This is a genomic window from Vallitalea longa, from assembly GCF_027923465.1.
Taxonomy (GTDB): domain Bacteria; phylum Bacillota; class Clostridia; order Lachnospirales; family Vallitaleaceae; genus Vallitalea; species Vallitalea longa.
Genome location: NZ_BRLB01000006.1, coordinates 18,793 through 33,470, shown reverse-complemented (window position 1 = coordinate 33,470; position 14,678 = coordinate 18,793). Strand labels below are relative to the sequence as shown.

Here is a 14,678-nt window from a genome sequence, read left to right as displayed (position 1 = left end):
TAAAACATTTAGAAGCAGCTTTTTATTATAACATTTTCTTGATATAAGATATTACAACTGATTGTTTACTAATCTAATATTTTTTAATGGCTATTCTGACTTTCCTGTTATCTAATAAAATGTCTCTACTACTCATACTATTAACCAAACAATTACTCAATGTATCAGCCAATACTTCATTTATAATATAATCCCTATATTCATCAACAGCCCTATTGATCTCTGCATCATCAGAAATGATTGCTACATCAACCTTTTGTTCTAAGCTATAATCAAGTTCCTTTCTGAAAACTTGAAAATGTCGTATTATGTCTCTAACATATCCTTCTCTTTTTAATTCATCACTTATGACAGCTGATAATCCTACAACTAAATCTTCTTCTCTCGCCGTAAGAACATTTTCTTTCGCTTTGGACTGTTTATTGAAATACTCTACGGGTAGAGAATTGTTATAACCTTCTAGATATATTTTATCTCCGTTATCATATTGTCTGACTAATTCATCCATATCATTTGATTCAATATTATCAAGCAACTTTTTGACCTTAGGTAGTTCTTTGCCTAATTTGGAACCTGCTTCCTTGAAATTTAGAGAAAGATATTCTTCTTGCAACTCTTTTACATCTTTAACAAAAACTATTTTCTTAACATTTGTCTCACCTAAAACCACTTTATGGAATTTCTCAATAGCGGTCACATAATTATGATTTTCCAACACATATATCTTTTCTAACGGCTGTCTAACTTTAATTTGCTTTTCATTTCTTAATCTTAGAACTAGATTTATAACTTTTCTTGCTATATCAACTTCATTAATTATCTCCTCGTTATACAAATCACTGTTATAAACCGACCAATCAGATAAATGCACTGACTCCTCAGCATCATTTTCCATTTTTCTAATACAACTCTGCCATATATACTCAGTCAAAAAAGGTATGACAGGTGCCATTATTTTTACAACTGTCTTCAGGGCAAAATATAAACATTTATAAGCATTTAATTTACTATCATCGTTATCTGCTTTCCAAAACCTTCTTCTATTCACTCTTATATACCAGTTAGAAACATCATCTATAAAATTCTCATAAGTTTTTATTATTAGAACAGTATTATAATCATTATAGGCTTCTGTACATGTCTTTATGAATTCTTGGGTTCTAGACAACAACCATCTATCCATGTCATCTAGAGATGATAAACTAGCTGTATCCATTATTATATCTGGTTTATCTATTGATGCGTACATATTAAAAAAAGCAAATACATTGTATAGATTAAGTATTTTTCTCTTAGCTTCATTGCCTGAATTGTAGCCAAATCTTACTTCATTATTGACTGACGTTCCTGCAAAAAGGTAACGTATACCATCAGAACCTATTTCCTCAGCAGCTTCATCAAATTTTATCATATAACCTGTTTTTGAGAATCTGGTACCATCTTCAGCTACAACCATGTTGTAAGCTAACACTTTTTCATAAGGAGCTCTTCCTTCTAGAACAACACCCATATATAACATGGAATAGAACCATAATCTTATCTGTTCTCTCATCTCAGTTACCCATTCAATTGGAAAATATTCCTTCCATTTTTCCTTATTTTCAAAATACCCTAGAGTTGTAAAAGGTACAATTCCAGCATCTAACCAAACATCTCCTATATCTGGTACTCTAGTAACTTCTTCACCACATTCTGGACAGACAATCTTAACATCATCTATCCATGGTCTATGAAGTTCTGGCAGTTCAGCTTTTCTAAGAGCTCTTTCCATTAATTCTTTTTTAGAACCTATTACAGTCAGCTTACCACAATTGTTACATACGTAGAATGGTAAAGGTAATCCATAAAATCTTTTTCTTGATATATTCCAATCACTCATATTGCTTAACCAATCTATCATACGTTTTTCCATATGCTCAGGTGTCCACTTAACATTTTTAGCTGCTTCAATCAACTTAGGTCTTACTTCATCACTTTTTATATACCATTCCTTTACTAATCTATATATAACCTCAGATTTACAACGCCAACATATAGGATAACTATGCTCGTATTCCATGATTTTAAACATTTTATTGTCATCAGCTAACCTATCAAAGACTAGTTGTGTTGTATCTTTTATAGATTTTCCTGTTAAGAAATCGAAACCATCCAAGAATAAACCCGTTTCATTTACAGGCTGAATATGTGAAAGTCCTAATTTCTTCCCTAATTCATAATCTTCTTCTCCACATCCAGGTGCTATATGAACTATACCTGTACCCTCACCTGCATCTACATCTTTCCATGGAACGATTTCGTGTTGTATATTTTTTTGCTGTTCCATATTAGGGAAACATGTTTCATATTCTGATCCTAACAAATCAGATCCTTTTATAATTTCTACTACTTTTTTATTGAAGTCTTTCAATACGCCTAGAGCCTCTTTAGCCAGAACTAACTGCCTATTATCTTTGTTAATTTCTACGATACAATAATCTATTTCTGGATTTACCGCTAAAGCCACATTGGCAGCTAATGTCCATGGTGTTGTTGTCCATACTAGCATATCGTAATTCTTACCAATAACCGGTAATCTAAAGAATACTGATTTATGAGTTACTTGTTTATAAGAACCTGACATTTCATGAGCTGAAAGTGAAGTCCCACATCTTGGACACCAAGCCATTGGTCTATTATACTGGACAATCCAACCTTTTTCATGACATTTTTTTAGGAAATGCCATATGCCTTCAATATTATTGTCTCTATGAGTATAATAGGAATTTGACCAATCCATCCATTGACCTAATCTTTTTGACTGTTTAGTTATTGTCTGACTGTATTTATTTATTCGTTCAATACATTTGTTAGTGAAATTATCTAATCCATACTTGACAATATCGTTTTTAGTTGCAAATCCTAATTCTTTCTCTACTTCAACTTCAACCCATAATCCCTGAGTATCAAATCCATTCCTATAATGACATGAATATCCATTCATGGCTTTGTATCTTAAAAAAATATCTTTAGTGGTTCTCCCCCATGCATGATGGACTCCCATAGGATTATTAGCTGTTATTGGTCCATCTAGAAATCTGAATATCTGGTTGTTCCTATTTTTATTCTGTAGTTTATGAAAATAGTCTCCATCTTCCCACAATCTTAGTATGTCATGTTCCATGGTCACAAAGTCTAATTTTCTGTTATCTTCTTTTTCACTATTGCACATAATATTCCTCCTTTTTTTGTGACTAGGAACGCTTCATATGAACTCTAATACCTAAATAAAATTTTTTATTTAAGTTATACGCAGTTGATTACAGGCATTCAAAAAGCCCCTACAGATATACTGTAGGGGCGAACTATGCCGTGTTACCACCCTATTTGTCTTATTAATAAGACCGCTCATTGAAGGTTCCATCAAACCCTGGTCTATAACGGGACCTCCCGTATTCGCTTACTTATTTTCAGCTAATAAGCTCAGAAGGGATTTAGTAAATACTGTTGTACTGATTTTCACCAAACATCAGCTCTCTAAAACAACTAATGTAATTACCATTTCTTCATCAGCGCTTTTAATATAGCGCTAATTATATCATGCATATCCATATGTGTCAAACAAATATTAATATTTTGATATAATTAAGCAATTAATAAAAATTAATTTATTTATTTAGTTATAATATATTATTTATTATGCAAAACAGTGCTAAATATTATTCATAAAAATCATTCATTAACTATTAGTCCATCTCAACAAAATATAATAAATATTATTTATTGTATATCATTGAATCTCAAAACATAAAATATTATTAATAATTATCTATTTTTTTAAAAATAATAAAATTATTATTGACATTTGAACAAAAAAGATTTAAACTGTTTATTAAATTTTATTGATTAGTAAGCTTTGACGAGAAGTAGTATTTGTAATTGGGATTCCAGAGAGGAGTAGTATGGTGAAATACTCTATGAACAATACAAAGAAGTAGTCTCTGAGCAATGAGAAGAAACCATATATTATGGGACTAGACCTCATCGGATTTCTCCGTTATCAGAATTAAAGTGCATGATATCATGAATTTAGGTGGTACCGCGGATAGTCTCCGTCCTATTATAGTTTTAGGATTGGGGATTTTTTATTACCTAATTTTAATATCTATTTAACGATACTCTTGAAAGGATGTGTTTTAATGTTAGACAAAAAATATAACCCAACAGAAACAGAACCAAGAATACGTAAATTCTGGGAAGAAAATAAAATATATGAATTTAATTTAGATGCCTCTAATGATATATACTCTATCGATACACCACCTCCAACTATAAGTGGTAAACTTCATATAGGTCATATATTTTCATATACCCAAGCTGAAATGATCGCCAGATACAAAAGAATGAGGGGATACAATGTATTTTATCCTTTTGGATTCGACAATAATGGATTACCTACTGAAAGACTTGTTGAAAATGAACTCAACATAAAAGCAAAAGACCTGCCACGAAGTGAATTCAATGATAGATGTCTTGAGATTATTGGAAAATATGAAAACGAATTCAAAGAATTATGGAGTTCTTTAGGTTTCAGCTGTGATTGGACCAGATCATACAAAACAATATCTCCCTTGTCACAAAGAATATCACAAAAATCATTTATCGATTTATACAAAAAGGGAAAAGTATACCTAGAAGAAAGTCCTGTTCTGTACTGCACCAATTGCCAAACATCTATAGCACAGGCAGAACTAGAATCAAAAGATGTAAAATCAACCTTTAACCATATCAAATTCTTTGTAGATAATGAGATACTGGAGATTGCTACAACAAGACCAGAACTACTCAACTCTTGCCAAGCAATTTTTATAAACCCTAAGGATAAAAAGAATAATCACTTCATAGGAAAAAAAGCTGTAGTTCCTTTATACAACTTTGAAGTTCCTATCATGTCCGATGAAAATGTAGATATGGATAAAGGCTCTGGTATGGTTATGTGCTGTACATTTGGTGATACTACCGATCTTGAATGGTACAAAAAATATAACTTCAGTTATAAAAAAACTATCAATTCAAAAGGTATTATAGATGACAATGTTGAATACATCAGTGGATTAACAATTAAACAAGCACGTAAAAAAATAATCTCCCTGCTTGAAGAAAACGGACTTCTCATAAAGAGTATCTCAATTAATCACAATGTATCAGTTCACGAAAGATGCTCAACAGAAGTAGAAATATTACCTTCCAAACAATGGTATATTGATATTTTAAGCTCCCAAGAAAAATTGCTAAGTCTTGCAGATGAGATCAATTGGTATCCATCACATATGAAAACAAGATATATCACATGGGTAAAAAATCTAAAATGGAACTGGTGTATATCAAGACAACGTTACTTCGGTGTACCCTTCCCTGTATGGTATTGTGCTGATTGTGGTAGAGTAATAATTGCAGACGAAAAAGAATTACCCATCAACCCGATAGAATCTCCCCCTAGCCATCCTTGTACTTGTGGTTCAACCCACTTAATACCTGAAACTGCTGTACTTGACACTTGGGCAACTTCCTCCGTATCTCCTCTTATTAATGGACATTGGAAGGAAAAAGATGATATAACAGACAGAATAATACCAATGGGAATGCGTACCCAAGCCCACGAAATAATACGAACATGGGCATTCTACACAATAGCCAAAACATATTTCCATCTAGGTAGAATTCCCTGGAAAGATATTATGATATGCGGTTTCGTATTAGCACGAAAAGGTGAAAAAATAAGCAAATCCAAAAAGAACTCAAAAACAGAACCTACTCAACTAATTATGACTCACTCTGCCGACAGCATAAGATATTGGACAGCATCAGCCAAATTAGGAACAGACACAACCTTCTCCATAGACGACCTGAAAATATCAAAAAGATTTATTACCAAACTATGGAACGCAAGCAAATTCTCACTAATGCACCTTGAAAACTACAACCACCAAAAAAGTGATTATATATTACCCCAAGACCAATGGATCATGGATAAACTAAACTCCACCCTACAAACAGCATCCAACTACCTAGACAACTACGAAATAGGTCTAGCCCGAAATACAATAGACAACTTCTTCTGGAACGACTATTGCGATAACTACCTTGAATTAGTTAAAGACAGACTATATAAACCAGAAATCCACGGCCACGATAACAGAAAATCAGCCCAATTCACAATATACACCACCCTACTTGGACTATTAAAGGCCTACTCAATATTCACCCCATTCATAACAGAAGAAATATACAAAAACTACTACCAAGAATATGAAAAAGAAATATCCATCCACCTACTGAAATGGGAAATAAAGAAATCCATCAACAAAAAATCCCTTGAACTTGGAACATATATAAAACAAATATTATCCGAAGCAAGGAAATACAAAACCGAACACTCCCTATCCATGAAACACGAACTAACCAAAATAATAATAACCCTCCCCACACCTTACCAACAAACCCTTACAAAAGTACTCCCTGACCTCCAAGCAGCAACCCACTCAAAAAGCATCATAATAAATACCTCAGAAACTTTTACAATACAGATAATATAATCATAATAAAAAATAAATTATACACCCACTAAATTCACCTTATATAATAACCCCCTAATCACTATAACCACATATCATTCACTAAATACTACTCCCTCAATATTAAAAAGTGTTATATGATTCGGTTTACGCTGACCTATCCTTCCCAAGGATTAAGGCAAGTAAAACGAATCATATAACACTTACTCATACTTCCGTTGTCATCCTACTATAACTAATTAAGCGCTAGAACCACACTTCCACTTCATTTAATATCCCAAAATTAGTCAAATCATAATGCAAAGGTGTCACCGTCACATATCCCTTATCAATATAATAAGAATCTGTCTCTTCATCATGCTCAACTTTCCTAACCCCTTCCAATCTGTAAACTACATTCTCTTTATCACTATCATCCTTCACATAATAATGACTATGTTGCACCTTTCCAATCCTGCAAACCTTAAGCCCCTTAATATCTTTCTTCTCTATAGGCGGAACATTAACATTCAACACTATATCATCCTGTAACCCATTAGTATCAGCCACTTCAATTATCTTCCTAACATACTTCGCCGCATTCTCATAAGAATATAATTCAGCATGCCACTCCGTAGAAACTGCTATTGCCGGAATATCACATAACGTAGCTTCCACTGCTGCAGAAACAGTCCCCGAATACAATATATCAGTTCCCAAATTATAACCAATATTTATTCCAGAGATAACCATATCCACCTTATCAACTATCTGATCTACAGCTATTCTAACACAATCCGCAGGTGTCCCACTAACTGAATACGCTTTAGATTTCAGACCAGGAAGTTCCACCTCATTAACAATCAAAGGTTCTCTTATCGTAATAGAATGACTTGTAGCACTCCTCTGATCGCTTGGAGCTACTATTACGATATCATGATACTTTTCTAATTCCTTACATAAAATATGAATCCCTTTCGCATGAACACCATCATCATTAGTAATTAATAGTCTCATAGTTATCCTCCTTCTACTGCTTATATAAATTTAGCTAGCCCTTTTATACTTTAGGACTAGCTATAATGTCTAACACTCTTTATCTATTAATTCTATCAACATATCTATATCATTTTCTACCATTTTCAAACCACCTCTAAAGAACTCGATATCAGTCAAATCAATACCTACACTCTGTCCTATACCAAAAATTGAATTCTTACCAGTTGATTTTAACAAAGTATCATATTTAGGTAAGAAGCTATCTCCTTCTTCCTCATACATTGCATATAACCCTTTTGCGAACAACAATCCAAAAGCATAAGGAAAATTATAATAATTTCTGTTAACATAATAATAATGCACTTTACTAACCCACGCATACGGATGATTATACTTATGGTCAAGAGCATCACCATAAGCTTCTTTCTGAGCATCTGCCATAAGCTCGCATAACATATCAACTGATAGAGTAGCGTGCTTACGTTGCTCAAACACAGCCTGTTCAAATAAGAATCTGCTATAAATATCCATTAGAATACCTACATATCTTAGAATTTGATCATTAAGTATAGCAAAACGTTTCTTATCGTCCCAATTGGCTAAAGCAGATTTTATAACAATAGTTTCACAGAAGGTAGATGCTGTTTCTGCAATAGGCATTGTATAATTCCTATTAAACAAACGCTCATCTTTCAAACAATGTCCATGATAACCATGACCAAGTTCATGCGCAAGTGTAATAACATTAGTGAGCGCCCCATCAAAGTTCAATAGAACACGGCTCTCTCCTATAGGAAGATTGGAACAAAATGCTCCTCCTCTTTTACCTGCTCTTGGCTCAACATCAACCCAATTTTTATCAAAAGCCATTTCGACATAATCAGCAAGTTTCGGATTGAATGATTTAAAATTGTCATGAACAATTTTCTTAGCTTCTTCATAACTGATTTTAGAAACATTCTCTCCTAATGGGGAATATAATTCATACCATGGAAGACCATTTTCATATCCCAAAAGCTCAGCTTTTTTCTTAAGATACTTACGAACAACAGGTAGAGCTTCTCTTATTGTTTCAAGTAATACATCCAGTATCTTACTATCCATTCTGGAATAGAAAAGTGTCATATCAAGTGGTGAAGAAAATCCTCTTAATCCAGTCTGTGTAATAGCTTCCCCTTTAATACCATTAAGGCATGCAGCCATAGGAAGTGTTATCTTGTCATAAGCCTTTATTTCACTCTCATAAGCACGTTTTCTTACATTCTTATCATGTGAATAAGCCATGTTTCTCACAGCACTAATTGGTATCACATCTTCTTCTAAACCATAAACTGCTGGTAATTCAACTTGTAGAGTAGACAATAATTGCTGATGCAACTTAGTCCAAGCTGATGAACCCGTAGTTTTCATCTTTGCTATTATACTTTCTGTGTCACTATCTAAACTGTGTTTATCATTCTCTACCATTTCAAACAATATGTATTTATGTTCTTGCAGATATTGTGTAGAAGACAAAACATTTTCTAATGCATCAATTTTACTCAAATACTCTTGAAACATAACTTCCAATTCTGTAACTACTGGTAACATAGTATCAATAACACTTAGTTTTTCAAGAGCAGTCTGATTAGTTGTATCTGTAGCTGATTGTAAACGTGAATAGGCTGCGTAACGATCAATTTTGAACTCTATTGATGTGAGGGTTTCCAATATATATGTAATTTTTTCAGTATCATTTAGTCTTGTATCATCAATCTCTTTCTGAAACCATTCCTTAAGTATTGTAGTCTCATCTTTTATTTTTTCTAGATCCTGTTCCATGTTAGGATCATCAAAAGATTTATAAAGCGATGTTAAATCCCAATGTGTACTCATAAATTTACTCCTTTCAATTTTACCCTTAATACATTTATTATAAATTACTGTACCAAATTTAGCTATATGTAATTTGGAATTTCATTGCTAGTTTCTATTTTTCCATTACTATAAATCTCATTTCATTATCTGGCATTTCCCTTACAAATGCTGTGACCTTAGAAAATCCAGCTCTTTCATATAAATTTATTGCTCTTTTGTTGAACTCTGCAACAGTTAATCTAAAATCATTATTATCAAATTTCTTCTGTGCATATGTCAATTCTCTTGATAAAAAATCATACCCTTTACTTTTACCACACAAGTCAGGTCGTAGACCTAACCCTATATCTATTAAATCTTTATTGGAATAGACATCATATTCATTGCCTGCAGGTACCTGAGCTGCATTTCCAAAACAGTAAAATCCTATCAATTCATTATTCATATCTAGAACTGCATAATAAGAACCGTCTAATAATTCCTCTATATACTCATTACTTCCATCTCCACTATAAATATTATATGGTTCTTCATAAATCCACTTAGATATGACTGCAGCATACTCGCGATTCATATTCACTATATTATAATCCATTAAACCCACTCCTATATATTTGGCTTGTATATATCATTGTATCACATCAATAATACTTTATGGCGATATTTTTATATCATATATCAGTTACTCAACTTCCCTACTTCAATATTTCATATAAGTAAGCTAATTTAAAGGCTTTATATAAGAAAAACAAATAAAAATTATAACCCTTTATTAGCATTCATACAATTATAGGTAAGAAAAATCGATTAAGTTAATAATTTCTTAATATCTTTATAAGAGTCTATCTATTATTAGCCATTAAAATTAGTAAAAGTAAGAACAACAAGGCTATACTCAATATAATATTTTAAGGAAAATAGAAAGTTTAACTATAATAGGTTGATAAGTTGTATAGAGGTTACCTCTAGTAATTTGTTATCTAATATAAATAAAACAAAATAAATATTATACTAAGTTAATTACTATGAAAACAAAGGAGATAAATTATGAGCGATTATGTACTAGAAGTCAGTGAACTGGAAAAATTATATGGTACTAAAAAGATAATCAGAAATGTCAATCTAAAAATCAAGAAAGGAGACATTTATGGATTTCTAGGTAGAAATGGTGCTGGAAAAACAACTACTATCAAAATGATACTGAACCTTTTACAAAATGATAAGGGAACCATAAAAATAGATGGTTATGATGTGAAAAAACAGTTCAATAAAGCTATCAGTAGAGTTGGTGCAGTAGTTGAAACACCTAGATTCTATACATATCTATCAGCTTACGATAACCTTAGATTAATAGCTAATCTACATCCTGATGTAACTAAAAAAAGAATATCAGAATTGCTTCATCTAGTAGGTTTGTCCAAAAGATCGAAAGATAAAGTAAAAACTTATTCTCTAGGTATGAAACAGAGGCTTGGTATTGCCAGAGCCCTATTAAATAATCCAAGCTTGGTTATACTAGATGAACCCACTAATGGACTAGACCCTCAAGGCATAAAAGAAATAAGAGAAATAATAAGTCAGTTGGCAATTGAACAAGATATAACTTTCTTGATTTCAACTCATCTGCTATATGAAGTGGAACAAATCTGTAATAAAGTTGCGATATTACAAGAAGGAGCAATCATTGCTGAAGGAGCTGTGAAAGATCTATTAGACAACAGATATGAAATTATAGAGATACATACTAAACCAACTAATCATTTACCTGATATACTTAAAAACATAACTTATATTAAATCAATTAATAAAATACCGAATGGATTAGAAATAACTCTGGAAAAAAGTCATTCAGGTAAACTTAATCAATTTCTTATATCCAATAATATAATAGTAGATTATGTTATACCAATAAAACCTTCACTTGAAGAATACTTTATATCTATTACACAAGGAGGCAATCACAATGCATAATATTGTTAAAAACGAACTTATCAAAATATTTAAAAGCAAAAGGATATATATTTTCATGGGGATACTGGTTTTGTTAGCACTTGTACCCTGCATCGGTAATTTAATATTTAATTCAGGTAATAATGAAGATATAATTGGTCAATTACTGCCAATTGAAACATTACAAATGTATTTAGAGATTTTATTGCCAATATTAATAACTGTTCTCGTTTCTGATATGTATACTGAAGAATATTCTAGCGGAACTTTAAAACTACAGATGATACACCCAATAACAAGAGGAAAATTCTTATTATCAAAAGTTATTGCTTTAGGAATCTCTATTCTATCACTACTGATTTTTGCTATGTTAACAACTTATCTATTTGGTATGTTATTTTTTGGATGGGGAGATTATTTCATGTTACAAGGCACAACATATTCAACTGGAGAAGGTATTTTATTAACTTTTAGCTCATACTTGATTTCGTCATTACCACTACTTAGTTTTGGTATGTTAATATTGCTCATAAGCATGAAGTTTCACAGTGGAAGTGCAACCGTAGGAACCGGTATAGGTATATTTCTTATTTTAACTTATGTTAATAAACTAATAAAATCTGTCAAACCGTATTTAATAACTAATTATTTTGATTTATACAGCTTATTAACTAAACCATTTGATTTTAATGAAGCTGTAACTTATGTAGGTGTACTTGCGATTTATGGAATTGGTTCATACATTATAAGCTGCTTTATATTTTCCAAAAAAGATATCCTATATTGATATTTGTTATTTATTAAAAGAGCTCAGATAATTTGTTGCTTTTATCTTATATTCCTATTCTGTAAAATATGCTATAATAGCAATAAATTATTTATAGGAGTGTTAAAGATGTTACAATATACAATATTAGTAGTAGATGATGAAAAAGAAATATGCAATCTCATAAAAGACTATTTAGTAAAAGAAGGTTTTAATGTCATCTTAGCATATGATGGTCAACAGGCAATAAACTATTATAAAGAATTCAATCCTATACTAGCTATACTTGATATTATGTTACCTATAATAGATGGAATGGAAATATGCAGATACATACGTTCTCAATCAAATATTCCCATATTGATGTTAAGTGCTAAAAAGACAGATATTGATAAAATATTAGGACTTGGGCTTGGTGCTGATGATTATATTACCAAACCCTTCAGTCCAAAAGAACTTGTAGCTAGAGTCAAAGCTCATATACGTCGTTATACTATACTATCCTCTCAGAAAACAAATCCAAGTATTCTTAAATATAATAATCTTGAGATTGACATAAAAGGATATAATGTATCTGTTAACGGTAATAAAGTGGATTTGGCTTCAAAAGAATTTGAAGTATTAAGTTATCTTGCTCTTCATCCAAACCAAGTGTTCACTAGAGAACAGATTTTTAATCATGTGTGGGGATTTGATGAATATGGAGACATTAATACCGTTACCGTACATATAAGAAGAATAAGAGAGAAAATAGAAAAGATATCATCTGAACCTATGTATATAAAGACCGTATGGGGTGTTGGATATAAATTTGAAGGAGTGGAATAATGAAATTCACGTTAAAAAGGAAAATGCTTGTTTCGTTTTCTGTTGTCCTTATAATACCTCCTGTATTAACCGTATTCTTACTATTCATTAATATATATAACCATATATCAAACCATAACATCAATGACTTGAATAACTTTCAATCAAGTAATTATACCTTTAACAATTGTCTAATCATCGTATTTGGATTTATTACAATGATTATACTTATAATTTTATCTATATATATTATTTCTAAAAGTGTTTTGACACCTCTAAAAGAACTTAATATAGCAACAAAGCATATCGCCGATGGTAATCTTGATTATAGAATTACCTATAATAAGAATGATGAATTAGGATTATTCTGTAAAACATTCGATTCTATGAGAGTTAAATTAAAAGAATCCTTAGAAAAACAAGCCCGAGATGAAAAATCTCGTAAAGAAATGATTGCAAGTGTTTCTCATGATTTACGTACTCCCCTTTCTTCAATAAAAGGCTATGTGGAAGGTTTACAAGATGGTATAGTCAGTGATAAAAAAGATGTTAATAATTACTTGTCTATCATTAAAAATAAAACAGACACATTAGATAAATTGATTGATGATCTCTTTGATTTTTCTAAACTGGAACTAAATAAACTAGAGATGAACTATATTGTAGATGACAGTAATAACATATTATCAGATATGTTTAGTAATATAAAATTAGAATTCCAGAATAACAATGTCAAATTGGATATTGAAAAACCTTATCCCTCTGTCCAAATAAAAATTGACCCTTATAGATTAAATCAAGTATTTGACAACCTCATAAATAATGCTTTAATTTATTCTGATAAAGATTTATTAATCAAAGTTGGGGCTATAATAAAAGATTCCGACCTTGTATTTTATGTAAAAGATAATGGTATAGGTATAGAGCAAAAAGATTTACCATATATTTTTGAAAGGTTCTACCGAAGTGAAAAATCAAGATCCAGACAATATGGAGGAACAGGTTTAGGGTTATCCATTTGTAAAAACATAATCAATATTCATGGAGGGGAAATATGGGTAGACAGTATTATACATGAGGGTAGTTGTTTTTATTTCAGTATACCTATAACTAATAAATGTGTATAATAAAAGGCTCTCATTATATGACAGCCTTTTTATTGACAGCTATTTTATTATTGATAAGCTTCTTCCTTCAATACTCCTACAAAAGGTAGATTCCTATATTTCTCATCAAAGTCGATTCCGTATCCAACTACAAATTCATCTGGAATATCAAAGCCTTTGTAACTAACATCAATATGTGCTTTTCTTCTTTCCGGCTTATCTAGTAGAGTACAAATACTTATACTCTTAGCCCCTCTTGATTTCAAATAATCTGTAAGATAGCTTAATGTTGTACCTGTATCAATAATATCTTCTACAACCAACACATTTTTTCCTTCAATATCTTCATCTAGATCTTTTAATATTTTAGCAACACCCGAACTCTCTGTAGAACTTCCATAGCTTGATATAGCCATAAAATCTAAAGATATAGGAATGTTGATTTTTCTAATCAAATCAGCTACAAAAACATTAGCTCCTTTTAATATGCCTACTACAACTAATTTTTCACCGGTAAAATCCTTAGTAATTCTATTAGCAAGTTCAGTAACTTTCTTAGCAATAACTTCTTCCGATACAAGTACTTTTTTTACATCATTTAACATGATTTATCCTCACTTTCTCAATTCAAGTCAAAGACATTATAACACCAATTGGAAG

10 protein-coding genes and 2 other annotated features are annotated in these 14,678 nt (G+C 31.4%); of the genes, 5 read left to right on the top strand and 5 right to left on the bottom strand.

All coding sequences use genetic code 11. The features are described 5' to 3' along the window. Positions 1-73 precede the first annotated feature (73 nt). A complete protein-coding gene (gene ileS, locus QMG30_RS11595; RefSeq protein ID WP_281815521.1) occupies positions 74-3,211 on the bottom strand; it encodes an isoleucine--tRNA ligase in 3,138 nt (1,045 codons plus the stop codon). Between the two features lie 121 nt (positions 3,212-3,332). Further along, positions 3,333-3,561, bottom strand: a binding site (T-box leader). Positions 3,562-3,886: 325 nt separating this feature from the next. After that, positions 3,887-4,102 (top strand) — a binding site (T-box leader). Between the two features lie 76 nt (positions 4,103-4,178). Between ileS and QMG30_RS11590 the strand changes: the two genes are divergently transcribed. Further along, a complete protein-coding gene (locus QMG30_RS11590; protein ID WP_281815519.1) occupies positions 4,179-6,575 on the top strand; it encodes a valine--tRNA ligase in 2,397 nt (798 codons plus the stop codon). 225 nt (positions 6,576-6,800) lie between these two features. Here the strand turns inward: QMG30_RS11590 and surE are convergent, their stop codons facing one another. From surE to QMG30_RS11575, 3 genes are all read right to left on the bottom strand, one after another. Next, complete coding sequence (gene surE, locus QMG30_RS11585) at positions 6,801-7,550, bottom strand: 5'/3'-nucleotidase SurE (protein ID WP_281815518.1); 750 nt, start codon at positions 7,548-7,550, stop codon at positions 6,801-6,803. A 69-nt stretch (positions 7,551-7,619) separates the two neighbouring features. Then, complete coding sequence (locus QMG30_RS11580) at positions 7,620-9,407, bottom strand: M3 family oligoendopeptidase (RefSeq protein ID WP_281815516.1); 1,788 nt, start codon at positions 9,405-9,407, stop codon at positions 7,620-7,622. Between the two features lie 94 nt (positions 9,408-9,501). Next, positions 9,502-9,984 (bottom strand): GNAT family N-acetyltransferase, encoded by a 483-nt coding sequence (locus QMG30_RS11575; protein WP_281815514.1) that lies wholly within the window; start codon positions 9,982-9,984, stop codon positions 9,502-9,504. Positions 9,985-10,436: 452 nt separating this feature from the next. Between QMG30_RS11575 and QMG30_RS11570 the strand changes: the two genes are divergently transcribed. From QMG30_RS11570 to QMG30_RS11555, 4 genes are all read left to right on the top strand, one after another. After that, on the top strand, positions 10,437-11,360 hold the full coding sequence (locus QMG30_RS11570) for an ABC transporter ATP-binding protein (protein ID WP_281815513.1): 924 nt from the start codon (positions 10,437-10,439) through the stop codon (positions 11,358-11,360). Beyond that, positions 11,353-12,126 (top strand): ABC transporter permease, encoded by a 774-nt coding sequence (locus tag QMG30_RS11565; protein ID WP_281815511.1) that lies wholly within the window; start codon positions 11,353-11,355, stop codon positions 12,124-12,126. The genes QMG30_RS11570 and QMG30_RS11565 overlap by 8 nt, the downstream gene beginning before the upstream one ends. Positions 12,127-12,234: 108 nt before the next feature. Beyond that, positions 12,235-12,933, top strand: coding sequence for a response regulator transcription factor (locus tag QMG30_RS11560; protein WP_281815510.1), 699 nt, complete (start codon positions 12,235-12,237; stop codon positions 12,931-12,933). After that, a complete protein-coding gene (locus QMG30_RS11555; protein WP_281815508.1) occupies positions 12,933-14,039 on the top strand; it encodes a HAMP domain-containing sensor histidine kinase in 1,107 nt (368 codons plus the stop codon). Before QMG30_RS11560 ends, QMG30_RS11555 begins: the two co-directional genes overlap by 1 nt. A gap of 47 nt (positions 14,040-14,086) precedes the next feature. On the opposite strand, the gene hpt is transcribed toward QMG30_RS11555, so the two are convergent. Further along, complete coding sequence (hpt, locus tag QMG30_RS11550; protein ID WP_281815507.1) at positions 14,087-14,623, bottom strand: hypoxanthine phosphoribosyltransferase; 537 nt, start codon at positions 14,621-14,623, stop codon at positions 14,087-14,089. Between the last annotated feature and the right edge of the window lie 55 nt (positions 14,624-14,678).